The organism is Ktedonobacter racemifer DSM 44963, from assembly GCF_000178855.1.
In the GTDB taxonomy this organism is placed as follows: Bacteria; Chloroflexota; Ktedonobacteria; order Ktedonobacterales; family Ktedonobacteraceae; genus Ktedonobacter; species Ktedonobacter racemifer.
Window position 1 is genome coordinate 932,827 of sequence record NZ_ADVG01000003.1, and the last position, 23,791, is coordinate 956,617.

At 58.7% G+C, this 23,791-nt stretch carries 24 protein-coding genes and 1 pseudogene; 11 read left to right on the forward strand and 14 right to left on the reverse strand.

Annotated features, from left to right (window positions below; all coding sequences use genetic code 11):
• Positions 1-181: 181 nt before the first annotated feature.
• Together KRAC_RS33070 and KRAC_RS33075 are read left to right on the forward strand one after the other, a co-directional pair.
• Positions 182-3,316, forward strand: a complete 3,135-nt coding sequence (locus KRAC_RS33070; protein WP_007914870.1) for a winged helix-turn-helix domain-containing protein — start codon at positions 182-184, stop codon at positions 3,314-3,316.
• A gap of 215 nt (positions 3,317-3,531) precedes the next feature.
• The gene (locus KRAC_RS33075; protein ID WP_007914872.1) at positions 3,532-5,166 is read left to right on the forward strand and encodes an FAD-dependent monooxygenase; all 1,635 of its coding nucleotides are present in this window, start codon (positions 3,532-3,534) and stop codon (positions 5,164-5,166) included.
• On the opposite strand, the gene KRAC_RS33080 is transcribed toward KRAC_RS33075, so the two are convergent.
• The 4 genes from KRAC_RS33080 to KRAC_RS33095 all read right to left on the reverse strand — a co-directional run bounded on the left by KRAC_RS33080 (position 5,134) and on the right by KRAC_RS33095 (position 8,923).
• Positions 5,134-5,928: a cyclase family protein gene (locus tag KRAC_RS33080; protein ID WP_007914874.1), complete on the reverse strand. Its 795-nt coding sequence runs from the start codon at positions 5,926-5,928 to the stop codon at positions 5,134-5,136. The genes KRAC_RS33075 and KRAC_RS33080 overlap by 33 nt on opposite strands.
• 51 nt (positions 5,929-5,979) lie before the next feature.
• Positions 5,980-6,561, reverse strand: a complete 582-nt coding sequence (locus KRAC_RS33085) for a thiamine pyrophosphate-dependent enzyme (protein ID WP_007914875.1) — start codon at positions 6,559-6,561, stop codon at positions 5,980-5,982.
• A 2-nt stretch (positions 6,562-6,563) separates the two neighbouring features.
• Positions 6,564-7,076 carry a thiamine pyrophosphate-binding protein gene (locus KRAC_RS33090; RefSeq protein WP_007914876.1) on the reverse strand — a complete coding sequence of 171 codons (513 nt, stop codon included), beginning with the start codon at positions 7,074-7,076 and terminating at the stop codon, positions 6,564-6,566.
• A 335-nt stretch (positions 7,077-7,411) separates the two neighbouring features.
• Positions 7,412-8,923 (reverse strand): DNA-3-methyladenine glycosylase 2, encoded by a 1,512-nt coding sequence (locus KRAC_RS33095; protein ID WP_007914877.1) that lies wholly within the window; start codon positions 8,921-8,923, stop codon positions 7,412-7,414.
• Positions 8,924-9,151: 228 nt separating this feature from the next.
• Here KRAC_RS33095 and KRAC_RS33100 point away from each other — a divergent pair, with 228 nt between their 5' ends.
• Both KRAC_RS33100 and KRAC_RS33105 read left to right on the forward strand, forming a co-directional pair.
• Complete coding sequence (locus KRAC_RS33100; protein WP_007914878.1) at positions 9,152-9,739, forward strand: O-methyltransferase; 588 nt, start codon at positions 9,152-9,154, stop codon at positions 9,737-9,739.
• 302 nt (positions 9,740-10,041) lie between these two features.
• A complete protein-coding gene (locus KRAC_RS33105) occupies positions 10,042-10,545 on the forward strand; it encodes a methylated-DNA--[protein]-cysteine S-methyltransferase (protein ID WP_007914879.1) in 504 nt (167 codons plus the stop codon).
• A 63-nt stretch (positions 10,546-10,608) separates the two neighbouring features.
• Here the strand turns inward: KRAC_RS33105 and KRAC_RS33110 are convergent, their stop codons facing one another.
• The 4 genes from KRAC_RS33110 to KRAC_RS33125 form a co-directional block, all read right to left on the reverse strand.
• On the reverse strand, positions 10,609-11,190 hold the full coding sequence (locus tag KRAC_RS33110) for a GNAT family N-acetyltransferase (protein WP_007914880.1): 582 nt from the start codon (positions 11,188-11,190) through the stop codon (positions 10,609-10,611).
• A gap of 240 nt (positions 11,191-11,430) precedes the next feature.
• Positions 11,431-12,015, reverse strand: coding sequence for a DinB family protein (locus KRAC_RS33115; protein ID WP_007914881.1), 585 nt, complete (start codon positions 12,013-12,015; stop codon positions 11,431-11,433).
• A 203-nt stretch (positions 12,016-12,218) separates the two neighbouring features.
• On the reverse strand, positions 12,219-13,328 hold the full coding sequence (locus tag KRAC_RS33120) for a DmpA family aminopeptidase (RefSeq protein WP_007914882.1): 1,110 nt from the start codon (positions 13,326-13,328) through the stop codon (positions 12,219-12,221).
• A gap of 156 nt (positions 13,329-13,484) precedes the next feature.
• Positions 13,485-14,279, reverse strand: coding sequence for a crotonase/enoyl-CoA hydratase family protein (locus KRAC_RS33125; protein ID WP_007914883.1), 795 nt, complete (start codon positions 14,277-14,279; stop codon positions 13,485-13,487).
• Positions 14,280-14,394: 115 nt separating this feature from the next.
• Here KRAC_RS33125 and KRAC_RS33130 point away from each other — a divergent pair, with 115 nt between their 5' ends.
• Positions 14,395-15,375, forward strand: coding sequence for a universal stress protein (locus KRAC_RS33130; RefSeq protein WP_040445494.1), 981 nt, complete (start codon positions 14,395-14,397; stop codon positions 15,373-15,375).
• 103 nt (positions 15,376-15,478) lie between these two features.
• On the opposite strand, the gene KRAC_RS33135 is transcribed toward KRAC_RS33130, so the two are convergent.
• Both KRAC_RS33135 and KRAC_RS33140 read right to left on the reverse strand, forming a co-directional pair.
• The gene (locus tag KRAC_RS33135) at positions 15,479-15,841 is read right to left on the reverse strand and encodes a hypothetical protein (protein ID WP_007914897.1); all 363 of its coding nucleotides are present in this window, start codon (positions 15,839-15,841) and stop codon (positions 15,479-15,481) included.
• Positions 15,842-15,846: 5 nt separating this feature from the next.
• The gene (locus tag KRAC_RS33140) at positions 15,847-16,257 is read right to left on the reverse strand and encodes a hypothetical protein (RefSeq protein ID WP_007914900.1); all 411 of its coding nucleotides are present in this window, start codon (positions 16,255-16,257) and stop codon (positions 15,847-15,849) included.
• Positions 16,258-16,538: 281 nt separating this feature from the next.
• Here KRAC_RS33140 and KRAC_RS33145 point away from each other — a divergent pair, with 281 nt between their 5' ends.
• From KRAC_RS33145 to KRAC_RS33155, 3 genes are read left to right on the forward strand one after another with little or no spacing between them, the layout of a single operon-like run.
• Positions 16,539-17,231, forward strand: a complete 693-nt coding sequence (locus KRAC_RS33145) for a response regulator transcription factor (RefSeq protein WP_007914902.1) — start codon at positions 16,539-16,541, stop codon at positions 17,229-17,231.
• Positions 17,228-18,742 (forward strand): sensor histidine kinase, encoded by a 1,515-nt coding sequence (locus KRAC_RS62980; protein ID WP_007914904.1) that lies wholly within the window; start codon positions 17,228-17,230, stop codon positions 18,740-18,742. The genes KRAC_RS33145 and KRAC_RS62980 overlap by 4 nt, the downstream gene beginning before the upstream one ends.
• 11 nt (positions 18,743-18,753) lie before the next feature.
• Entirely contained in the window at positions 18,754-18,957 is a 204-nt protein-coding gene (locus tag KRAC_RS33155) for a TetR-like C-terminal domain-containing protein (protein WP_211221367.1), read from the forward strand.
• A gap of 284 nt (positions 18,958-19,241) precedes the next feature.
• On the opposite strand, the gene KRAC_RS33160 is transcribed toward KRAC_RS33155, so the two are convergent.
• Positions 19,242-20,156, reverse strand: coding sequence for an AraC family transcriptional regulator (locus KRAC_RS33160; protein ID WP_007914906.1), 915 nt, complete (start codon positions 20,154-20,156; stop codon positions 19,242-19,244).
• 202 nt (positions 20,157-20,358) lie between these two features.
• Here KRAC_RS33160 and KRAC_RS33165 point away from each other — a divergent pair.
• The 3 genes and pseudogenes from KRAC_RS33165 to KRAC_RS66770 form a co-directional block, all read left to right on the forward strand.
• A pseudogene (locus KRAC_RS33165) lies at positions 20,359-20,820 on the forward strand (DUF899 family protein); the annotation flags it as partial.
• 31 nt (positions 20,821-20,851) lie between these two features.
• Positions 20,852-21,490 carry an SDR family oxidoreductase gene (locus tag KRAC_RS79850; RefSeq protein ID WP_007914908.1) on the forward strand — a complete coding sequence of 213 codons (639 nt, stop codon included), beginning with the start codon at positions 20,852-20,854 and terminating at the stop codon, positions 21,488-21,490.
• A 103-nt stretch (positions 21,491-21,593) separates the two neighbouring features.
• Entirely contained in the window at positions 21,594-22,022 is a 429-nt protein-coding gene (locus tag KRAC_RS66770) for an SDR family oxidoreductase (protein WP_075164429.1), read from the forward strand.
• Here the strand turns inward: KRAC_RS66770 and KRAC_RS33175 are convergent.
• The 3 genes from KRAC_RS33175 to KRAC_RS33185 form a co-directional block, all read right to left on the reverse strand.
• On the reverse strand, positions 21,962-22,396 hold the full coding sequence (locus KRAC_RS33175; RefSeq protein WP_007914910.1) for a hypothetical protein: 435 nt from the start codon (positions 22,394-22,396) through the stop codon (positions 21,962-21,964). The genes KRAC_RS66770 and KRAC_RS33175 overlap by 61 nt on opposite strands.
• Positions 22,397-22,757: 361 nt before the next feature.
• Positions 22,758-23,303: a DUF6036 family nucleotidyltransferase gene (locus KRAC_RS33180; protein WP_007914912.1), complete on the reverse strand. Its 546-nt coding sequence runs from the start codon at positions 23,301-23,303 to the stop codon at positions 22,758-22,760.
• Between the two features lie 100 nt (positions 23,304-23,403).
• Positions 23,404-23,775 (reverse strand): DoxX family protein, encoded by a 372-nt coding sequence (locus KRAC_RS33185; protein ID WP_007914914.1) that lies wholly within the window; start codon positions 23,773-23,775, stop codon positions 23,404-23,406.
• Positions 23,776-23,791 lie beyond the last annotated feature (16 nt).

Genomic DNA, 23,791 nt, shown 5'->3' on the forward strand with positions numbered 1-23,791 from the left:
CCTGGCCGTTTCTGCTTTGGGTAGGCCCTTAAAATGCAATGGCTGCGTACCCACTACTGGCTACGCGGCTACCGGGCTGCTGCGTGCGTTACGCGTTCTAATGTGTGATATAATCCCTTCTGTAAAAGTTGCCTGGCTGGCTGAGCGGGCGCTGGCTTGATACTGTGAGGAGGGAACCTGTATGCCAAGGCGCGCGTCTTACCATGTACTCTGGTCGCCGGAGGAAGGGGCGTATGTGCTGCGCGATGCTGGAGGGCAGCAGGTGCCGCTGGCGGGTGAGGAGTCCTGGTCAAAGGGATTGGCTGAACTCGCTTCGTTCGCCTTTACCAGTCGCCTGGGACCGCACTGCACGGTGCGCAGAGAGAAGATGCAGCGGGGTGATAGCTACTGGTACGCTTACCGCTCGCTTAATGGGCGCACAAGCAAGCGTTATATTGGTCGCCACGCGGAGTTAACGCCCGCCAGGCTGGAGCAGGTCGCGGAGTTCTTTCCCCAGGTAGCGATGCCCAAGACAGGTGTGGAGAATAGCCCTCAGATTAATGTACCTATCAGCCAGACATCCTCGGCTTCGGTGTCCACGGTCTCCTCGCTGCTGGATAGCAGGTTGCAGCCTCCGCGCCTCCCCGCCTTTCCCGTTGAGCGCTCGCGGCTATTCTCGCTTCTCGATGCGGGTTGGGGAGAGAAGGTAACACTAGTGTGTGCCCCGGCGGGCTTTGGCAAATCGATCCTGGTGCGACAATGGCTGAATGCGCGTCACGCGCAGACGCCCATAGCCTGGCTCTCGCTAGAAGATGGCGATAACGACCCGGTGCGCTTCTGGCGCTATATGATTATGGCCTGCCAGCGCCTTGCGCCGGGTCTGGGAACAGAGTCCCTGGCGCTGCTCTCGGCCACACCTCCTTCTCCCTTCGCGACGCCCTCCTTTGAGGCCTTCGTGACCACGTTGCTGAATGAGCTGGTTCAATTAACTGAAGAGAGCTTACTAGTACTCGATGACTATCAGGTGATCACGGAGGCGCGCATCCATACGACGCTGACCTCTTTTATTGAGCATCTCCCTTCAACTGTGCATATCCTGCTGCTATCACGGAGCGCGCCACCTCTGCCGCTTACACGCTGGCGTGCCAGAGGTGAACTCTCTAACCTCTACACAAACGATCTGCGTTTCTCGCGGGAGGAGATGGCGGATTTTCTGCGCCAGGCTCTGCCATATGCCTGCTCGGTTGAGGCCCTGCACCACCTGGAAAAGCACCTGGAGGGGTGGGTCGCCGGGCTGCGCCTGCTCTCGCTGGCCGTGCGTGGCAAGCGGACGCCGCAGGAGGTCGAGCAATATATTTTGCACCTTACGGGCGAGCAGCGCTCTTTCCAAGACTACTTTGTGCAAGAAATTTTGGCTTCACAGCCAGAGCCGCTCCAGTCTCTACTCCTGAGCACGAGCATCCTGAGCCGCGTGAGTGGCTCGCTCTGCGCGGCACTGACCGAGCGCGAGGAGAGCGCCGAACTGCTGGAAGCCCTGGCGCGTGCGGGCCTCTTTCTGGAAGAACTTGAGGGAGGGAAGGACGAGCGCTGGTACCGCTATTATCCTCTCTTCGCCGAGGCGATGCAGGCCGAGGCGCGCACCCGCCTGGGTGAGGAGGCGCTACGAGACCTGGCGCGGAAGGCCAGTCTCTGGTTTGAGCAGCACCAGATGTCCATCGAGGCGGTTGAAGCCGCGCTCCGCGCACATGACATCACGCGCTCCGCTGATCTTATTGAGCAACTGGTCGAGAGTATACATCCCCAGCGACCAGGGGAATATTTTATTGTCAACGAGTTCCACACCCTTTGTCGCTGGTTGGCTCAGCTTCCTGAAGATATGCTGAGCAAGCATCCCATGCTCTGTTTTAGTTATGCCAATGCTCTGCTCTACACATTTGTGCTGGATGAAATACCGTTGACGGAAGAGAAGGGCAGGCTCCTCATGAAGAGCCTGGACATGGCCCAGGAGGGCTGGCAGCGCGAAGGGAACATGCCGCGCCTGGGAGAAGTTCTGAGCTATCGCGCGATACTTGCCAGGCAGTATGGTGCGATCAACGAGGCTATAGAACTGGCGCAAGAGGCGCTCACCTATCTTCCTGAAGATTCCCCTATGTGGCGCCCCATCAGCTTGAGCGTCATTGGCACACACCTGTACCTCTCGGGACAGCTCAATGTCGCGCGAGACTTCTTCCAGCCCCGTCCTACGCAAGCTGTGCCGCCGCCAAGGCGTTCCTTTACGCGGCCAGGCATTATTATCTATAGCCGCATCTGCCGCGAGCAGGTCGCCCTGCACCAAGCGAGGGCGCACCTGCGGCCCCTCCTGGCACAGGCGCGTGAAGATGAGGATCGCGACGATATCTCTGATGCCTTGCTGGAGCTAGCGCGCCTCTCCTATGCCTGGAACAGGCTTGACGAGGCGGAGCAACAGGTGCAGGATGCCCTGGTCCTGGCAAAGCAGATCCAGGTGGAAGAGACAATTGTCTATGCCTCGCTCCTTCTAGTAGATATCTGGCAGGCACGTGGCGACAATGGGGGCGTGTTGCAACTATTGAGCGAGCTTCAGGCTGGGATACAGCCTGGCCTCACGCCTCTGCATACCCAGCTCTATCGCCAGGTCCAGGCGGTCCAGGCCCATTTGCATCTCGTAGTTGGCGACCTGGTAGCGGTTGAGCGCTGGCTGAAGGATCGGGAACAGAATGAAGAGCCTTTCCCACCCCTCTTTGCAGAGAAAGAAGTGCTACTTATTACTCGCTACGAGCTTATGCAGGGCCAGTATGAGGAAGTTCTATCGCGCCTGGCTGCTCTCTCGCTGCAAGCCCAGGGCGCGGGGCGTATCGACAGAGCATTAAAGATGAAGCTGCTTATGGCGCGGGCGCATGCAGGATTGCGCCAGGCGCGTGAAGCCAGGAGACTCGTGCAGGAGGTAGTACTCCAGGCCGCCCCCGAAAACTATCTCCGCCTCTTCCTTGACGAAGGTGAAGAGCTGGTCCCGCTTCTTCGCTCCCTGCTACCAGAGCTTCAGGGTGAGACCCCACTCCGTTTCACGCGCGAACTCCTACAAATGCTGACATGGGGCAACTCTGCCGCAACCAGCCTGGAGCTAAGCGAGGCGTTAAGCTCACAGGAGGCGCGTGTGTTGCGGCTGCTCGTGGCTGGCCGCTCCAACCCGGAGATTGCCAACGAACTCGTCGTCTCCATCAACACCGTCAAGACTCAGCTCCAGAACATCTACCGCAAGCTTAACGTCAGCAATCGTGTCGAGGCCAGTGAGGCCGCCCGGCAATTGAAGCTGGTCTAGGCTGCGCTGCGGAGGGACGAGGCGAGGTTGGCTGCGCTGCGTCGCCCAAGTTCAATTGCCACCATACGCAGGTATTCCCTAACATTTAAACCTTCCCGCTATAATCATCCTCCCGCTCACCCGCCCGGGCGATGCCCCTTTGCCCTCTTAAGACCTATACTTGCAACATCAATAGAGCGCAAACACAAAGCTTCTCATAGAAAGCGAGCAAAACCATGAATAACACAACAACCCTCCGGGTTCCAGTCTTGATCGTGGGCGGTGGCATCGTGGGACTCTCCGCGTCGCTGTTCCTGTTGCAGCAGGATATTCCCTTCCTCCTGGTGGAGCGCCATAGCGGCACCTCGATCCATCCTCGCGCGCGTGGCGTCAATAACCGCACGATGGAGTTGTATCGAACCCTGGGTCTGGAGGAGTCGGTACGCGAGGCGGGCGCCTCACTGGCTCCCGCCATGGGAATATTGAATGATTCAACCCTGGTCGAGGCCCTGGACGGCTTTCAGGCGCCCAAGGCCCGCGCTGCCTTTGGTGGCATGGTTGGCTCACTGGGGGAGGTCAGCCCTACCGCAGGAACACGCGTCACCCAGGACGCGCTTGAGCCGGTTCTGCTGGCGAGTGCTCGCCAGCGTGGAGGCGACCTGCGCTTCTTCACTGAGCTAACCTCTTTTTCTCAGAATGAGGAGGGGGTCACGGCCACGATCCGCGACCGCTCGACCGGGCAGGAGAGCACTGTGCAGGCCGATTATATGATCGCTGCGGATGGGGCCAACAGCCCAATTCGTCAGAAGCTTGGTTGTTCAGTAAGCGGGAAAGGCTCGTTGGGACACCTGATCAACGTTCTATTCAAGGCAGATCTGCGCGAGCTGGTGCATGAGCGCGAGTTTAGTCTCTGCGCCATCAATAATCCCCTGGTGCATGGCCTTTTTACCTCGATTAATCTGTCGGATACCTGGGTCTTCCACATTGGCTACGATCCCAGTCAAGGCATGAGTGCCGAACAGTTTACGCCCGAGCGCTGCAAGGCGCTGGTGCGTATTGCCCTGGGGCTACCAGATATCGAGATTGAGATCAAGAGCATCATGCCCTGGGAATCGGCCATGCGCGTAGTGGACAATTTTCAGCATGGGCGTGTCTTCTTCGCCGGAGATGCCGCGCACCAGATGCCTCCCTGGGGTGGGCAAGGCGCCAATAGCGGCATCGCCGATGTCAACAACCTGATCTGGAAGCTGGGACTTGTTCTCAAAGGGGGGGCTGGTCCCGACCTGCTCGTGAGCTATAACGCTGAGCGCCACCCGGTCGACTACCTAGCGGCAGCGGAGTCGGCCGCGGCGGCTGATGGCTCCGGCATGATGACTATGAATAAGCAGGGGGTGCCCAGTGGCGTCGCCAATCGCTTCACCCGCATCCTGGGCTACTACAGCTATAGTGAGCCTTCTCAGGCCATCATTCCCGACCAGGCACCCATCAGCAGTGACCTGGACCTGGATGGGCGCCCCGGCACGCGTGTCCCCCACCTCTGGGTAGAGTGCCAGAGCCAGGCCATCTCGACGCTTGACCTCTGTGGCACTTGCTTTGTGCTCCTGGCTGGTCCCGAGGGTCATGCCTGGCGCGATGCGGCTCAGGAGGTCGCGCAAGACCTGCATCTCGATATCCAGGCCTACCGTATAGGCGCGGATGGCGACCTCCTCGATCCCGAGAATCGCTGGCCCGCCCTGGCAGGTATCTCGCCCAGCGGTGCGCTCCTGGTCCGCCCCGATGGCTACATCGCCTGGCGCGCCCAGGAGCAGAGCGGCGAACTTAAGCAGGTGTGCAGGGCGCTACTTGCCGGGCGCGATGGCGAGAACGCGTAAGGGGCTACCGGAGCCGTTGACGATCTTGAGGGGGGCGGCGAGCACGATAGCGCCTGTGGGCGGGAGCCGGTCCAGGTTGATGAGGCTGGTCAGGCCAAATCTGCCCGCGCCATGCAGGAAGGTGTGTGAGGGGAAGGGGGGATCGAAGCCTCCCGCCTGGCCCGCGTCGGTGCCGACCGTCTCTACGCCCAGGCCGAGAATGCCACGCTCCTGAATGAGGAACTGGATACAATCCTTGTACACACCAGGCGAGTGCGCGCCGTCCTCGCGCTCGTTGAGGAAGGCCTCACGCCCGTGGCGCTGGCTCCAGCCGGTATGGTAGAGGAGCCAGGCGCCCGTGAGGATGCGCCCATGCTGCTCCTCCCAGCGCTGTACATCTTCAATGCTGAGCAAGAAATCGGGGTTCTGGCTGACCTGCCTGGTAGCATCGATGACGCAGGCGGGCGCGACAAAGTTGCGTGGTTCAATGGTATCGGTCGTGTTATGAGGGAGGTCCTTGCCTGTGATCCAGTGGACCGGGGCATCGAAGTGCGTTCCGGTATGCTCGCCCAGATTGAGGATGTTCCAGTACCAGGCGGGGCCGCGCTCGTCATAGCGCGAAATCTCGGCGAGGGTCAGGCCGGGCGAGGGCGCGAACTGGGGCGGCAGATCGATGACGGGGGTATCGGGTCCCAGCGGCGTGGTGAGGTCAATGACGCGCAGGCGACCACTGGCCAGTTCCTGTACCAGTTGCAGCAAAATAGCGTTGTCGGGAGTTGCCATGATTGTAACCTCCATCTGTTTGAATTTGTTCTGACGCTTGTTACGCGGGGGTCAGGAGCGCCCTGGCTGGCGCAAGGTCTCCAGGTAGCGCTTGAACTGAAAGCGGTTCTCCAGCAGGGGCAGATCCATGGCGAAGGTCTTGGGGCCGATGGCCTCGACTTTAGAGACGCAAGTAGTAAGGGTGTGGCTAGCCAGGGCCGCGCGCACACCAGCCTGAAGCTCCTCGGGCGTGTTGGCACGTGCGACCCTGGGAATGCCAGAGGCCTGCGCGATGCCCGCGAGGTCGGTATGGACCGCCGTAGCTGTGGGGAAACCGCCGACCGATAGCAGGCTCTCGTTATCAAAGACGATGTGGAGCAGGTTGCCTGGTTGATAGCGGGCCATCGTGCTCAGGGTTCCCAGGTTCATTAAAAGCGAGCCATCGCCATCCAGTACCACCACCGGGTGTCCTGGCAGGGAGAGCGCGATGCCCAAGCCCATCGAGGAAGCCAGCCCCATAGCGTGCTCGAGATAGAAGAAGTTATGGCGATGACCAAGTGAGTAGAGTTCGGCGGCGACGGCGCCCATGATCGTGACGACGATGCAGTGCTCCAACTCGGGATAGATCGCTTTAAGCGCGTCGATGCGTAGCATGGCTAATCCTCCCACATAAGCTCGCGTGAGAGCAGGACAGCAACCGGGTGCAGCGAGGCCAGGGCGAGGGCCTGAGCCTCTTTGATACAGCGCGGGACATCCTCGGGATGACGCAATTGGGTAGTGGGGATATTCAGGGCGCGCAAGAGCGGCTCGGTAGCCAGCCCGCCCTGGGTCTGCCAGGGATCACGCTCACCGAAGGACCCTCTGTAACTGATAAGCATCAAAAGTGGGATCTTATATAACTGAGCGAGGGAGACGATGGGATTGATGGCGGCGAAGAAACCGTGATTCTGCATCAGGAGCGCCGAATTGACGCCCGCCAGGTGCGCTCCGGCGGAGATGCCAATCGCTTCCTCCTCCTTGGCGACGCGTACCAGCGTCACCTCGGGGTCATCGTCGGCCATCCGAATGAGGTGTACGAGCCAGGTTTCAGGCAGCGCCGAAATAATTTTGATATCGCAGGCTTTGAGCGCGTCGTAGATCAGCCTGGAATGAGTCACCGAGACAGGCATACCTTCCCTCCAGGATGAGGCATAACGAGAAATAACAACGATTCTCTCAATTATACACCATGCTCCGTCATATGGGCCTGCGTATGGGTGACATGCGCTACTGACGTACGCGCCTACGCTGGGAAGCGTCTATACGTTCGGGGAAGATATTTGCCCGCCAGTGTAGGCGTGTATGTCAGTAGCGCTCTCTCGCTGGTATTGTCTTAGTAATCCATAAGTGCGCCGCAGGAGATATTCACGGTGGAGGCAGTCATGGTGCGAGCTTGATCTGAAGTTACGAAGGCTACCACGTTGCCTTCAAAGGAAATCCTCAACTGAGATGTCCAGTAACAAGCTTACTCACTCACATCGGGAAAAACTTCTCCTATCTTGCTATTATTCGAGGAGGCGAGGTTGTGCCAGAGGTAGTGGGTGGCATAGGCGCGCCAGGGGCGCCAGGTCTCGGCGTGGGCCGAGATACTTTTCGGGCTGGCGGGCAGGTTATGCTGCTCGAAGGCGCGGCGCAGGCCCAGGTCGGTGACGGGGAAGGCGTCGGGATCGCCCAGGGCGCGCATGGCGATGTAACTGGCGGTCCAGGGACCAACGCCGGGAAGGCTCTGGAGGCGGGCGACGGTCTCCGCGCGGTCGGCGCCCCGGTCGAGGATGATCTCGCCCGCGTCTACGCTACGCGCCAACTCTTTGATGGCCTTGATGCGTGAGGTGGTGATGCCCAGGCCATCGAGGCTGCCTTCTATAAGCTGGGCGGGCGTGGGGAAGTAGTGCGTGAGTGTGCCATCGGGCTGGGCGAGCGGCTCTCCGGTGATGCGAGCGACGCGGGCCGCGAGGGTGCGCGCGCCTGCAACCGAGACCTGCTGCCCGAGGATGGCACGTACAGCTAGCTCAAAGCCATCGAAGGCACCGGGAATTCTCAGGCCGGGCAGGGCGGCGACGAGCGGCGCGAGCAGGGGATCTGCTTCTAGCATGTGCATGATGGCGAGAGGGTCAGCGTCCAGGTCGAAGAGGTTGCGGCAGCGCTGGACGATGGCGCTTATGTCATTGAGGTTGTCCAGCGAGAGGCGTACCGCGACCGCGTGTTTGGTGGGCTGGGGCTCCAGTTCGAGGAGGCCCTGGGAGCGTGCGAGGCGGATGGTGCGGCGGTAGACGCCATTGACGACCTCTTCGACGCCTGGAAGGGCTCGTTTCTCCAGGTAGGTCAGCAGCGGACCAAAGGCGTAGGGTGGGCGATATTGCAGGCGGAGCGTCAGCTTGCCTGCGCCATTTCCCTCTGAGATCTGGCGACGGCGAAACTCCGAGGGCGCGCAGCCAAAGAGCTGTTGCATGGTTTCATTGAACTGGCGAATGCTGGCGAATCCTGAGCTAAAGGCGATCTCAGTCAGGGGCAGGTCGGTCTGGTCTATGAGCAGGCGCGCGACCTGGGCACGGCGACTGCGCGCCAGGGCCAGCGGCCCCACGCCGACCTCGGCGGTCAGCTCGCGATGAATATGGCGCTCGCTAACAGCCAGGCGCTGCGCCAGCCCGGATACACCCTCGCTATCCACCAGACCAGCAGCGATCAAGCGCAGGGCCCGCGCCACGAGATCAGCGCGCACATTCCAGTCCGAGGAGCCAGGGCTGGACTCTGGATGGCAACGGCGGCAGGCGCGAAAGCCTGCCGCTTCCGCCGCCGCAGCGGAGGAGAAGAAGCGCATATTTCGGGCCTGGGGTGTGCGTGCCGGGCAGATGGGACGGCAATAGATGCCCGTCGAGGTCACCGCCGAATAGAAGCGCCCGTCGAAGCGGGCGTCGCGGCTACAGACCGCGCGGTAACAGAGATCGAAGTCGGTATGCAGGTTGGTGGAGGCTTCCATGGCACATTATCCTTTGGCATGATGAGACGACGACACACGCGGAACACCCAGGCCTGGTTCCTTTATGCGACTATCATACTCCACAAAAGCAGCTCTGGCTAGCGGTTTTCGGACATGAACATTAGAGGTATGTGATGAGCATAGTTGGCGGGCGGATGCCCGCCAACTATGCTCATCACATACCTTACCCTGATTGTGTGCTACACTGGGAAGAAAAAGGAGCGATTTATGAGTAACATTGATGTTCGAGCGTTCTTAGAAGAACTGTATACGCAGGGACAGGCGAATGATGCTCACACGCAAGAGCGCGGCCAGAAGATGCTCAATCTGGAGCCAGAGACGGCTCAGTTCCTCCATATCTTATTGCGTAGCACGCGGCGCAAGCATATTCTGGAAATTGGCACCTCGAATGGTTATAGTACGACCTGGCTAGCCTGGGCGGCATCAGAGCAGACCGGGCGTGTGGTGAGCATTGACCGCGATCCACATAAGCATGAGCTGGCCGATGCCAACCTGCGTCAGGCTGGCCTGAGAGAGTTTGTTGACCTCAAGTGCGGCAACGCCACAGAGATTATCGCCGGCCTGTCCGGCCCGCTTGATTGTGTCTTCTTCGATGCCGACCGTTATAGCGCGCCCGCGCAGGTCAGTCTGCTGCTCCCCAAACTGGCCCCCGATGTCTTCCTCCTGGCCGATAATGTCATTTCGCATCCCGACGAGATTACTGGTTACTTGAAGGCCCTCGATGAACTTCCCCAGTTTGAGAAGCTGGTCCTTCCCATCGGCAAGGGCCTGAGCGTAGCGTATCGCTCGGCCTGAAGACGTTGAGGCACCTTCATGTCCGAAAACCGCCAGCGAGTCCCCAGAGTACGCGCTATCATAAGTGTAGACCTCGGTAGGGGCCCGCTTTAGCGCGTCCGAAGGCGATTGATCACCTGTGGGCGCAGCCCGAAGCATTCTCTTGCGTCATGCCGCGTTAAACGTTGCCTCTTCACTGGCAACAAAAGCTTGCGCCGCACTGCCATAAATGGCCTTCGGACGTGCTAAAGCGGGTCCCTACCGGAATGTTTTCGCGCTTGCATTGCATTCCGTGTTGTGCGAGAAAGGATGGGAAACGACTTATGAAGCGCTTACATGTGGATAGTTTGGAGTCGCCAGTTGGTACGATTGTGCTGGTAGAGGATGAAGGGCGGCTCTGTTCGCTGGACTACGCGGACTATGAGCAGCGTATGATGATGTTGTTGGAGCGGAGGTATGGGCCGGTGAGCCTGGTGCCGCAGGCGGACCCTTGCGGCTTTAGTAGCCGGGTGCGTCGCTACCTGGAGGGCGATTATCATAGCCTGGACGAGATACCTGTAAGTACGGGCGGGACGCCTTTCCAGCAACAGGTCTGGCAGGCGCTGCGCTCTATCCCGCCAGGGCAGACGCTGAGCTATGGTGCCCTGGCGAGCAAGCTAGGGAGGCCAACAGCGTCCCGGGCAGTGGGACGCACGAATGGGTTGAACCCGGTGGCAATCGTCTTGCCGTGTCACCGCGTCGTCGGAGCCGACGCATCTCTCACCGGGTACGCGGGTGGGCTGGAACGGAAGCGCTGGCTGCTAAGCCATGAGCGTATCGGTTTGTAAATTGCTCTTATAGCGGGAGAAGTCCAGGCAAGCCTGGGCCCTACAATTGATTTATGCAAATTGTCAGGCGCCCTGGACATCTTGCTCGGAGGACTTCTGGACGAGGATGGGAAGCTGGTAGAAAGCGGCCCCAGCCAGGGAGCGCTCGCTCATATCAAAGGTCTCAAAGCTGAGTTTATGTGCGCCATCAAAGGCGAACTCGCCCACAAAGTGGAAGCCGGCTTTGCTAATGCCGCGCCTGGAGGCTTCATTACCAGGGGCATAGCCAATCCAGAAGCGTTCCACCTGGGCGGGTTCCTGGCGCATGATGCCCTGTAAGAGATGGGGGTAGATGCCGCGTCCACGCCATTCGGGAAGTGTCCTGAAGTCCCACAGGTAGCGCTCATTGGCGTGAATAGGGAAGAAGAGTTGAAATTCGAGAATGTAGCCTTCACGTGTCGCGACCCAGCCATAGGAGGTGGGTGTCTCTTCCATGTAGGCGATGTAGAAGAGATTCTTCTCGCCGAGGCGCTTGTCGACCTCCTGCATAGAAAGCTCAGTTATCTCAGCGATGAGAGAAATATCTGTGCTGGTGCGCGCAGAAAAAGATGGTAAAGGGGGAAGTTGTGGAAGGTTATCTCCACGCCACCAGGTTCCCAAAGGCATAATGAAGTCGCTCCTTTATCATAAAATCTCTACTTTATTTGGAATTGTAAAGATTACTGAACTATTAATTACATACACTATACATGTGTTAGCATACAACAAAAAGTCATCTTGAGCAAAGAAATTATAAATGAGAGGGTGTGTACATGGAAAACGACAAGGCCGTTTTCCATGTACACACCCTCTCATTATCTCTGAGTTTAGGGGAGCTTGCGGGCGAAGATGCCACTCCGCAAACGCTTATTGGCTGTCAGGGTCATCCTTCGCTCGCGCGACCGAGTCGAGCGCTTCGTCCGGGATGCCGTGCTGCCCGAGAAAGAGGTTCAACTGGGCCGCATGTTCCTGCACGTGGCGCATAGTGTAGAGGTGTAACTCCAAGAAACTGGCAGCCTGCTCCCCCGTCCAGGGGTAGGAGACGGTCTGGTGCGCACGCTCGTCTGTCAGCGCGAAAATCGTAGCGTGGCACTTGCGCCGCATCGCCGCCAGATAAGTGAGTAGTTCCTCCTTTGTATAGGGCTGTTCGGGCGATGCGGCGGGGTTGAGCTCAGTCCAGATAAAAGGGGCTGGGGGAGTGAAGTCCTCCTCCTGGGAGCCCGAGAGATACAAGTCGAGCCAGAAGAGCGTATGATACGCGATATACCAGAACTGCGAGAACTCAGGTGGGAACCACGATGGGAGGGGATGATCCGGACGCTCGCGCCAGAGGCGCTCTCTCCACAGCGAGGCAGGGCAGGCCACCAGGGCGTTTTCAAGCATATCGATGGCTGCGCCGAACTGCCGCCACAGAGCGGTGCGCAGCGTCGTCTCCATCGGTTGTTCAGCCATAAGGTGTATTCCTTTCTGCTTCTTTTCTCTAAATATTACCATCAAAAGCGGTCAGCATCGACCCTAATATCGAACACGGTTAAATCTTCCAGGGTGACGTTTTTTTGCTCAATTCGAGTTCAATTGAAAAGGAAAAGTGGGGAGTGCAGAGAGGCTGACTCCCTCTGCACTCCCCACTTTTCCTTTTCAATTGTGAGCATTTCTTACATTGCGCTGGGGCGATACTTGCGCATGACGCGGGTGACCTCGTCGAGGGGGAGGCCATAGACGGTGCGGCCCTTATAGCCGACCATGGTGTCGGCGGCGGTGAGGGCGTTGAGGATGGATTCCTCGGTGGCTTCGGCGACGGCCTCAATAATGGGATCCATATGGTCATGGGGTAGCATCTGGAGGTCGATGGGGCTTTGTGAGCCAACCGGGAGGTGGTTGCCTGTGGCGAAGGCGATGAAGATATCGCCGCTGCCATTGCTACCCACGCCACCCACACGGGCCAGTCCCACGGTCGCGCGGCGCGCCAGGCGCTGGCACTGCACTGGGATGAGCGGGGCATCGGTGGCGACGACGACGATGATCGATCCCCCTTTGGGCGGCTCGATCCAGGGGCTGGCGATCTGTGAGAAATCGAGCTCTCGGCCCACAGGAACGCCGCCGATGGAGAGCAGGTTGCGACTGCCATAGTTGGCCTGCACCAGGACGCCCACGGTATAACTGGCATGGGCGTATTTGACGATGCGCGAGGAGGTGCCAATGCCGCCCTTGAACTCGTGGCAGATCATGCCCGTGCCACCGCCGACGTTCCCCTCGGCGACCGCGCCTGTATGGGCGGCCTTGAGGGCGCGGAAGGCATGCTCACGCGTCACATGAAAGGCCTCGATATCATTGAGCCAGCCATCCCAGGTCTCGCCCACCACGGGGAGGCTCCCCGACCAGGACGAGGCGATGGAGGGTGGTACCTCAAAGCTAGAGGCTATCTCAAGCGGGTAGGCGCAGAGGGCGTCGCGCACCACGCCAACCGAGTTGGTATTGGTGATCGCGATAGGCGTATGGATTAGCCCGGCCTCGGCGACCCAGGGCAGGCCCGTCATCTCGCCGCAGCCATTGAAGCTGAAGTAGCCCGCGAAGGCGTGGTCGCTCCAAATGGTCCCCTCGCGTGGCACAATCGTGGTCACACCCGTACGGGCGGTGCGGCCCTCGTCGGAAATAATGGTCTCATGTCCCACCAGAACGCCCGGCACATCGGTAATGGCGTTATAGGTGCCCGTGGGGTAGTTGCCAATCGTGACGCCCAGGTCACGCAGACGCGCTCGTGTCATATATGTGTTCCTCTCTCTACTGAGTTCTCGCGCCTGCGGCGCTCGCCTTTGTTATGAGTGGTGTGGTGAGCCCTGGCAGCCGCAGGCTGCCAGGGCTCACCACACCACTCATAACTCCTAGTTTCCCCATCATAGCATATAAAAAGGAGAGAGGCCTTAAATATCCTTTGGGTCTCCATGGCGCCCGTGGCCTGAGGCGAAGCGCTGGGCGCCACGTAGGGCCTCGCCCGAGTTGAGCACCTCCTGGCCCCGGCTGGCCTCGTTACGCAAGGCGGCAGGCATCTCCATGCCCCATTGCTCATAAGCCGAGAGGCGGTCGGAGCGCAGGCAGTGCTGTGGCAAGCGGACTAGCTCACGCGCGAGTTCGAGCGCGTGCGCAAGGGCCTGCCCATTAGGTACCAGGCGATTTACTAGACCCATGGCGAGGGCTTCCTGTGCGGGGACGCTGCGCCCCGTCAGGATCAGGTCGAGCGCGCGGCCCTGGCCGATCAGGCGGGGCAGGCGAATGGTGCCGCCATCGATGAGTGGGATGCCCCAGCGGCGGTTATAGACGCCAAAAGTCGCGTTCTCGGCGGACACGCGCAGGTCACACCAGAGGGCGATTTCCAGCCCACCCGCCACGGCATAGCCCTCAACGGCGGCGATTACTGGCTTGCTGAGCTGCATATGCGTCACACCCAGGGGGGCATCGCCGCCTTGCAGCAGGTCCGGCATGTCGCTCTGCTGTGAGATGCTGGCCAGGTCGAAGCCAGAGCAGAAGGTGCCCTGCGCGCCCGTCAGGACCGCGACGGAGAGCGTGTCATCATCATCAAAGGCGCGAAAGATCTCGGCCAGGCGGCGCGCGGTGGCGGGGTCGATGGCGTTGCGGACCTGGGGACGGTTCAGCGTCACAACCAGGACGCTCTCCTGGCGCTCGCTGAGCACAAGCTCTGACGGCGGTGTCGATGGCATAATGTACTCCTTCGAGATAGAAATATACGGTGTGCCTACTCATTCATAGCCTCAGAGTATCTTAAAGGTAGAGGGTAATGCAATGATAAATGGTTTGTTTATGAGGGGGATGGTTATGATCGAGCGCATACTTGTCCCGCTTGATGGGTCGGCTAGATCAGAAGAGGCGCTGGCTATCGCCGGGCGCCTGGCACGGGCTACGGGCGCCTCGCTGCTCCTGATGCGCGTCATCACGCCGGAGCAGTTCCATATGCATCTGCATACGGATGTCTCGGAGTATATGCTGGAGCAGATGCGCAAGATGTATCTTGAGGAGGCCGAGACATATCTGAAGCAGGTCATGGCCTCCTCGCGCCTGCAGGGCATAAGGGCGAGCAGCAAAGTTGTGGTTGGGCTGCCGGGTGACTGCATTTTACGCCAGGCCCAGGAGTATGATGCTCAGTTGATTGTCATGTGTAGCCAGGGAGGCGTGAGAGAGGAGGGCGTGCGCTGGCTCATGGGCAGCGTGGCGCAGTATGTTGAGCGTCAGAGTGCGGTACCAGTCTTGCTAGTGCGGGATGAGCGGCTTTTTGCGGCCTCGCAGAAGGGGGAAGCGCCAGGAATCCTGGTCGCGCTCGATGGTTCGCCCTACGCGGAGACTACTCTTGTGCCAGCCGCCGAACTTGCGCAGGCCCTTGCCTGGCCGCAACCAGGACGTATACATCTCATGTACGCAGTCAAGGTTCCCTCTGCTACAGAAGAGCCTGGAGAGGCACAAGAGGAGGCGGCAACCTACCTGAAAGCCTGTCAGGAGCGCTTCCAGACAGGTGACCTAAAGCAATATGGACTGAAGGTCGTCTCCTCCATTGTCACCTACAGGCCCGGCGAGCCGCTCTGGCAGAAAATCCTCGCCACCTCCTGTCATGACACACAATGCGATATTATCGCCATGGCGACGCATGGGCGCGAGGGCCTGCCCCGCCTACGCCAGGGGAGCGTCACCGAGGATGTCCTGCAAGCCTCAAGCCAGCCCCTATTGATTGTGCGTCCCCAGCTCGCCGACATAGAGCATGTCACGCAGGCAAGCAAAGCAAAGCACCAGCAGGAGGCACCGTAAAAACGCGCTGCTAAAGCACGCGTCTACATATCATAGTACGAGTGCCTCGTACCATGATATGTAGACGCGTGCTTTAGCAGCGTCGTCCCCCACGCGCCTTCCCCTAACGTGAGTTTAGTTCCATTGTGGCCGAGCTACGCAAGCGGCGAACCGCGCCTTCTAGCCACCTGTGCTCGGCCTCTAATAAGGTATATGTATGATCTTGAATAAGCAGGTTTAGCAAGCCTCCGCCGTGGCTTTGTTGCGCATGCGTGCTTAGCCACTCCTGGGAGCGCTCAATAAGATTCTGGCGCTCCTGAAGGACCGTCAGGGCCTCGGCGGGCGTGAGATGCGAGAGGAACGCCAGCCCCAGGTCTACCTCGTTAAACTCCTGGTGTGGGTGGGCAAATTGTCCATAGAGGTTAAGAAAACGTAGTCGCTCACTCTCAGGCATTGTGGGGAGGCAGAGACAGATGGTTTGCCACATGCATGCTATCCTTTCTCGGAGGAGAGAGACGCCTTCAGGGCCGTTTTGCCGGGATTGCGCTTAAGGGCTTGATAGCGTGCGCCAATAAGGCTGATGAGCACGAGGGCGCCGATGCCAACGAGCATATGCGCGATGCGAATCAGCCAGTGGAGATCGCCGATGAGTAGTCCGTCCTGAGTCATGCCAAAGATCGGCAGGATCGGTGCATAGATGATACTGATTATGCCTAGCAGGCGTAGACCTCGAGAGAAGAGCATGGCGATGCCCAGACCCAGCAGCGAGAGCGTCACGATAAATCCAAACAGCATGTGTACATTAAGCAGATTGATTTGGAAGAGCCAGAAGGCCAGGCCCAGTAAGAGCGCCCCCAGGCCAATGATACTGGCTACCCAGCGTGTAATTTGTACCGCAATCATTTAAGAAGACTCCTTTCATATACCATCTTTAGTGGTAGCCATAGTGTATCTGGCATGGATGACAGAGGCATGAACTTTCGCGCCTTTTTTTGTCATCGTTTTGTCATCTAGTTGTGCCATAATTAAACTCAATGTACACCTTTCTGGCGTGACCTCTCGTGCCTGCGGCGCTCGCTTAGGTAAGTGGTGTGGTGTCGCCCTGGCGGCCTGTGGCCGCCAGGGCGACACCACACCACTTACCAGGGATATGAAGAGATTTAACATGGGAGCAAGCTTTTCCGATGCGTATTCTTGTGATAGAAGATAATTACCGCCTCAGCGAATCATTGAAGACGAATCTCGTCAATGAGAGATATAGTGTGGATGCAGCCTATGATGGCCAGGAGGGGCAGGACCTGGCCGAGCTGGCTCCCTATGATCTGATCATCCTGGATATCCTTTTGCCCAAGAAGGACGGCCTGGAGGTATGCCGTGAGCTGCGCCGGCGCCGCGTGCAAACGCCCATTTTGCTCCTGACCGCGCGCGATAGCATCGATGACCGCGTGCGGGGTTTGGATTGTGGCGCCGATGATTACCTGGTCAAGCCCTTCGCCATGAATGAATTGCTGGCGCGCTTGCGAGCTTTGTTAAGACGCCAGCAGCCCTACAAAAGCGCGCGCCTGGAGATAGGAAGTCTTGTTATTGACCCGGCTACGCATACCGTAGAACGTGAAGGGCAGGCCATTGAACTTACACCCAGGGAGTACGCATTACTGGAATACTTCATGTACCATCCCGGCCAGGTGGTGACGCGAGATATGATTGAACAGCATATCTGGAACTATGATTTTGAGTGCAGTTCTAATGTCATTGACGTCTATGTGCGCAGGCTACGTCGCAAGATTGATGCCCCCTTTACTACGAAGCTCCTGGCAACCATTCGCGGCGTGGGCTACTGCCTCTCGTCCCCAGGCAGCAAGCAGGAGGCACAATGAGAAAACGTCAACCTGCTCGTGTCCCTTTTCTCTCCAGTGTACGTGTACGCCTGACATTGTGGTACCTGGCCATCATTGCCTTCATCCTTTTCCTTTTCGGTGGTAGCTTGTATGCGACCCAGACATTTCTGAGTCCTGACGCGACTGAAAGCAAATTGGAGACGCAACTGTACCAGGATACACAGCACATGCGCGATACCTATAAACAGGCCCTCTTGCAGAAAACGAACCCTGCTTCACAACGGATCTCTCTCTCCCAAAATGAGGTAGTGCTCCTGCTACGACCAGATCACACAGTTCTGGACACGCGAGGCACGCTCCCGGCTGACAGCATACAGCAGCTTCAGGAACGCGCTGACAGCAACCAGGTATTATTTGATATGACTGTATCTCAGCCGCAGCACTCAGCGAACTGGCACGGTGCAGGCAGCACCTATCGCTTCCTGGTAACACCTCTTCTAGAGCGTGATGCGCGGGTCGCGACGCTCATCGTGGGGCAGGCTAAAGCATATCCTGTGCAGTTATTGTCCATCTGGCTCTTCCATGCTGCCATGGGGCTGCTGGTCGCGGCCATAGGAGGGTACTGGCTGGCTGGCAAGGCTCTCCAGCCAGTGAAGATGATCACGCGTACCGCCAACGAGATCAACGCGACCGACCTTCGCCGACGCCTGCATCTCCGACGCAGAGATGAATTTGGCGAGCTGGCCGCGACCTTTGACCAGATGTTAGCACGCCTGGAGGCTGCGTTCAAACGCCAGAACCAGTTTGCCGCCGACGCCAGCCATGAGCTGCGCACGCCGCTCACCATTATCAATCTGGAGATCAACCAGGCATTAACGCAATCGACGCAATTGCAAACCCCCGAGAACTACCGCGAAACGCTGGAGCGTATCCAGGCTGAGAATGAGCAGATGACGACCATCGTTAACAGCCTGCTCCTCCTGGCGCGGGCGGACACGGGCCAGTTTACTCTGCACAAGGAAGAGGTCGATTTGAGTGATATCGCCCTTGCCAGCGTTGAGCGCCTGCTGCCATTGGCGCAGCAGCATCAGATAAGCCTGGCCACAGGTGAATTACCCGAACTTCTGATCGAGGGAGACGCCCAGCATTTGAGCCGGATGCTTATGAACCTGGTGGAGAATGCTATCAAATATACCAGTGGCGTAGGGAAACATGTCTGCGTAGAACTAACGGCTGAAAAATCCTGGGGTATTATTCGCATCCAGGACGATGGTCCCGGCATAGCGGACAACCATCTCCCCTACCTGTTTGATCGCTTCTACCGGGTGGATAAAGCGCGTACACGCAGGCAGGGAGAGGCCCAACCCGAGAGCGCCCAACCCGGTGGCACGGGCCTCGGCCTCTCCATTGCCCAGTGGATCGCCCACAGCCACGGAGGGGAGATATATGTTCAAAGCACAATTGGGGCAGGCTCACTCTTTGAGGTCCGCCTGCCCTTAATAGAAACGAAGGTGCCTAGCCCAGGCGCAGAACGCCATTGCATTCAATGATGGAGCCTGTTGTGAAGCCGTTGCGGAGCAGGAAGGTGATAGCATGGGCCACATCCTCGGGCTGGCCTACGCTTGATACCGACCTGGATTTCCTCCTGGATATGATCTACGGTCCAATGTGGTATCGCCTGCTCAACCAACACGCGCCCCTCGATACTCATTTCGCGCGCCAGCTCATAGACTTTACCTTGAAGCAAGGCTCTCATGCCCGGTAGGGACCAGCTTCAGCGCGTCCAAAGACGATTAATCGCCTGTAGGCGCAGCCCGAAACGTTCCTATGGCGCTATGTCGGAAGGCGAGTTGTTTTCTGCCCTCCAAAGATTTTGGCTTGCGCCGCAATGCCATTAATGGGGTTTGGACGCGCTGAAGCTGGTCTCATTGGCGTCAAGTTAAGGAGCCTACGCTTCTGCAGGCTGGCACAGGAGACATATCAGTGCCCTCTCCCATCGAGAGCGTTACCTCAACGAGGTTTGTGGGAAAGTTCCGTCGCGGAGACTGGTTATCCGAGCTTTCGATACCTGGCCGGGGGCATGCCGATTTCTCGCTTGAAGGCTTTGTGAAAAGCGACTGCCGATTCATAGCCGAGAAGTTCTGCGATCTTCTCCATCTCGACATTGTCCTTGAGCAAGCGGGTTGCTCTGTACATGCGCCAACGAGTGAGATATTTGATAGGGGGCTCACCCACTAGCCGGGTAAAGCGAGCGGAGAAGACTGCGCGGGAGAGGGCCACCGCCTCTGCCAACTCCTCAACCTTCCACCCACGTTCTGGAGATTGATGAATCAGGCCCAGAGCGGTGCTGATCGGCTGATCGCGCAGCGCCGCTATCCATCCTCGCGAAGATGCCGCTTGCTGCTCAACCCAGGCCCGGATCACATGAATGAAGAGTAGTTCGGTTAAGCGCCTGAGCATCACCTCCGCGCCCAGCCGAGGCGTGGCCGCTTCACGTGCGATCAACTGCACAATCTCGGTGAAGCCCTCCACCGTGTGGCCCTGTTCGGCGGGAATATGAATCACTTTTGGCAAGCTGTGGAGCAAGGGAAAAGCACCGGGATGCTCCACATGGAACGCGCCGCAGAGAACCGCCATCTTTGACGCATCGGACGCGGCAGGAAAGTCCTGATACTCGCGTTGCGCGGAATAGTCCACATGCAGGACTTGAGTCAAGGGTGACGTGAGTTCATCGCAGATCGAGTGAGCATGCCCAAACGGGAAGAGCAGGACGCCTCCACCCTCGATCCGCAGAGGTGTTGGATCTCCTTCAACAGAGAGGTAGCCACCACTAGAACTGAGTAGGTGAAAGATCATATCGTGACTGGCCGCGAAGTTATAGTGCCAGGGAGGCGTAAGTTCCCTGCGCGCAGAGATCCACTCTTGCAATTCGAGTGCATTGAGCACATCGGTGAGCACATCCATGCCATGCTCCTCTTTTGAGACGATCGGACAATTATTCAAGACAATATAGCATAGATTGGCACAGCGTTCAAGGGTATACTCTGCCTATCGAGCAGATCACGAGATTTCGCGAGAGCCGGACGCGAGGCCGTTTTTCGCAAGGCGCTTGTTTGCGGTACGGTTCTCGTTGACAGAGAAAGGAGAGAAGCCATGACCAATCACAACGCTCTGCGCGGTGTCGCGGGCTCCGCTCGCGAAAATTCAGCCGTACAAGCAGCGGATGGGCTGGAGCTTCCCCTGGGCGTCTTCGTTCGACAGCGACTTCAACTACGACTTCAACGTCTCATTTACGGAGGAGCAGCAGCAGTCGGGAACCGTCGAGTACAACTATCGCAAGGGCAACATCAGCTCAAGCACGAACGAAATCGCCGCGACCGAGGCGGCACCTGAAGCCAGAACGAAGTTCGCGGCGGGCGTCGGCACGGACTGGGCGACGTACGCGCGGCAAGCCCCCGGCATGAGCGCGTTCGCGTTCGAGGACGACGTCGTCTACCATACCTACTCGACCTACGAGCGCGGGGTGGATGGGCTCTGGAGCATGCAGCCGTGGCTTGACCGCGCGCCACTCGGTCGCAACGAGACCGGCCCCTGGTGGCACCGCCACGACGAGTACGACAATCAGTGAAACCATGGACACACACAGAAAGAGGATGATGATGAAGGACTTGTCAGGCAGGACTACTGTCGTCGTTGGCGCCAGCCGGGGCCTGGGGCGTGGAATCGCTCGCGCGTTCGCCGAGGCTGGTGCTCCGGTGGTCGCGGTCGCCCGAAGCGGCCCGGCGCTGGACGCGCTGGCCACTACCAGCGCGAATATTCGGACCGAGGTCGCGGATGCGGCTGACGCGACAGTGGCGTGGAGCCTGCTGGACCAGTACGAGCCGGAGGTGCTCATCCTGGTCGCCGGAGCCAACCCTGTGATGCGTCCGCTCCAGTACCAGACATGGGAGACGTTCTCCGTCAACTGGCATACTGACGTCAAGATCGCGTTCACCTGGCTGCGTGAGGCGCTGCTGAAGCCGCTACCGCCTGGCAGCAGGGTGGTGGTGGTGAGCAGTGGAGCTGCCATCAACGGATCACCGGCCAGTGGAGGGTACGCCGGGTCCAAGGCCACCCAGCGGTTCATCGCGGCATACGCCCAGGAGGAGTCGCGCCGTGCCGGGCTGGACATGACCGTCACGGCGGTGATGCCCAGGATGACTCCGTTCGGAGACGTGGGCAGGCGTGGGGTTCGAGCGTACGCGACCCGCGATGGCCAGACCGAGGAGGCATACCTGAAGCAGCTGGGGAACTGTTGACCCCCGAGATAGCAGGGTCTGCCCTGGTGGACCTAGTACGGGCAAACCCTGAGACCACTGCCCCCGGGTACCTGCTCACCGCCGCCGGGCTGCAGAAGCTGCCATGAACAAAGGGATGACATTCCAGCACTCTCCAGTGCTAGTCGCGCAAGCACAGCCCCGTCTGCATCTGAACGATGGGGCTTCCATCATCCTGATCGCTTTGGCTCCCATCAATCCACCCTGGCGTCGGCCAGGGACGAGCGTCTACTGCGCAGCTAAGGCGGCGTTACGAGCGGTGGCACAGACGGTGGCAGTTGAATTGGCTCCACGGGGCATTCGGGTCAACGTAGTCAGCCCAGGTCCGATCCTGACCCCGATTTACCAGCAAGCTGGATTGAGCCCAGAGAAGATGAAGGAACGCCTGGATCGGATGAGCACTACAGTGCCACTAGCGCGGCTTGGGAAGCCGTTTTGCGTGGTGTCTATGGTTTATGCGCGGTGCTGGGCGGCGAGCTCGTATTTGTTGGCGAACATGCGGTTGCCGCAGTAGATGTTGCGGTGGGTGAACTCGCTGGGGGTGCGCTGGCGCAGGCGTTCGCGTATGCTCTCCTTGTGCGCACCGGGCGCGTAGTACCAGGGCTCGTCAAGGGTATAGGCGGGATCGAGCGCCCAGGTGGGGCAGGAGAGCGCGTACTGCTGGCAGAGATACTCGACCGAGGCCGCGCAGAAGACCGCCCAGCGCCACTGCTCAGGGTTCGCATCCATAGGGAGTTGAAGGGGATCCTGTACAAGCTCTAAACGCTGCTCGGGAAAATTGCCAAAGAAGTCATTCATGAAGTTTCCCAGCGCGATCCAGGGATCTTCACCCGCGCAGATCTCTTGATAGGATATGCTCATTGTCTGCAATTCATGCAGCAGTTTCACTCGCTCACCTCTCATGGACTATCGCAATATTTTGCCCTCGCAAACATTGTAACATATTCTATTTTAGTTGCTTTGACTTCTCGCGCCTGCGGCGCTCGCTGGTAAGTGGTGTGGTGCTGCGTCGGCGGCCTGTGGCCGCCGACGCAGCACCACACCACTTACCAAGACTTATCTCTGCGCAAAGGCTTAGAAGAGGGCCTCCAACGTTTCCTGGCCGACGCTGCTGAAGCACGTGTCTACATATAATGGTACGGGGCCTTTCGCGCCATTATATGTAAGCGCGTGCGCTTGCCCCCGAATGGGGGTTAGCAGCGCAGCCCTCAGACATTCTCCGCTTCTTTTTAAAAGAGCTTTAGCAGCGCTAAAAGAGCGCCTCTAGTGTCTCTTCGAGGAGATATTCTTCTTGCCAGCGGGGATCGGGTATGAAGCGGTCGACGATGGCCTGGGCCTGTTCGCGGGTCGTGACCTTGAGTGCTGTGAGTAGGGCCTGGACATCGTTCATATCTTTCTGGCGAAAGACCATCAGCTTGAGCGCCAGGATGTATTCCCTGGGTGGCAGATAGACATGCAGCATGTTGTATTTGCGCCAGAGGGTGGGCTGGGGATCGGGCGCCATATCCTTGATAAAATAGGCTACGTCGTCGTTCATCCATTTGCGCTTGAGATGATGCTTACTTGCCACGGCGCGGACGGCCGCCTGAAAGGCCTTCGCCTGGGGAGTGACATTAGTTGTATCGGGCATATCGAGCAGCACGACATCCACATCATCGGTGGCCTTCCGGTTCTTGACCGTCAGCAGCATAAACGCGCCCCCCACGAGGAAGATGCGCAGTGGCTCCTTGAAGCGGCGCCGCTCCAACTCATCGCCCAGGTCCTGCAAATACAGCTCGATCTCCTGACTCTCCATGTCCGATCCTTTCCGCTGGCACCATTTGGTTCATTGTAAAATAGAGATGCATGAGGCGTGAGCGCGGCTGACGCCTCATGCATCTCTATTTTACAACGCACTATAGCGGACTGAGAAGCAGGCGCCCAATGGCCAGGAAGATGGTGAGAGCGAAAAGGACGACATTGACGGGGATATTGGAGAATTCCTTACGTGTAAAGTGGAAGATACCCGCGTAGATCATCACAAGCGCCAGGCCGAAGGCCGCGACAATCGTCAGGTCAGACATGGAGTGGATAAAGGCGGGCAGGATCAGCCCCAGTCCCCCGAGAAGTTCGCATGTGCCGATGTAGCGTACCGTAATCGAGGTCACGTCGCCCACCCAGGGCAGGCTCTTTTGCAGACCCGTGATTGGCATAAAAAGTTTCATGGAGCCAACCATAATAAATAGAAGCGCGAGAATAACCTGTATAATCCAGAGCGCGATGTTCATCTTCTTTTCCTTCATG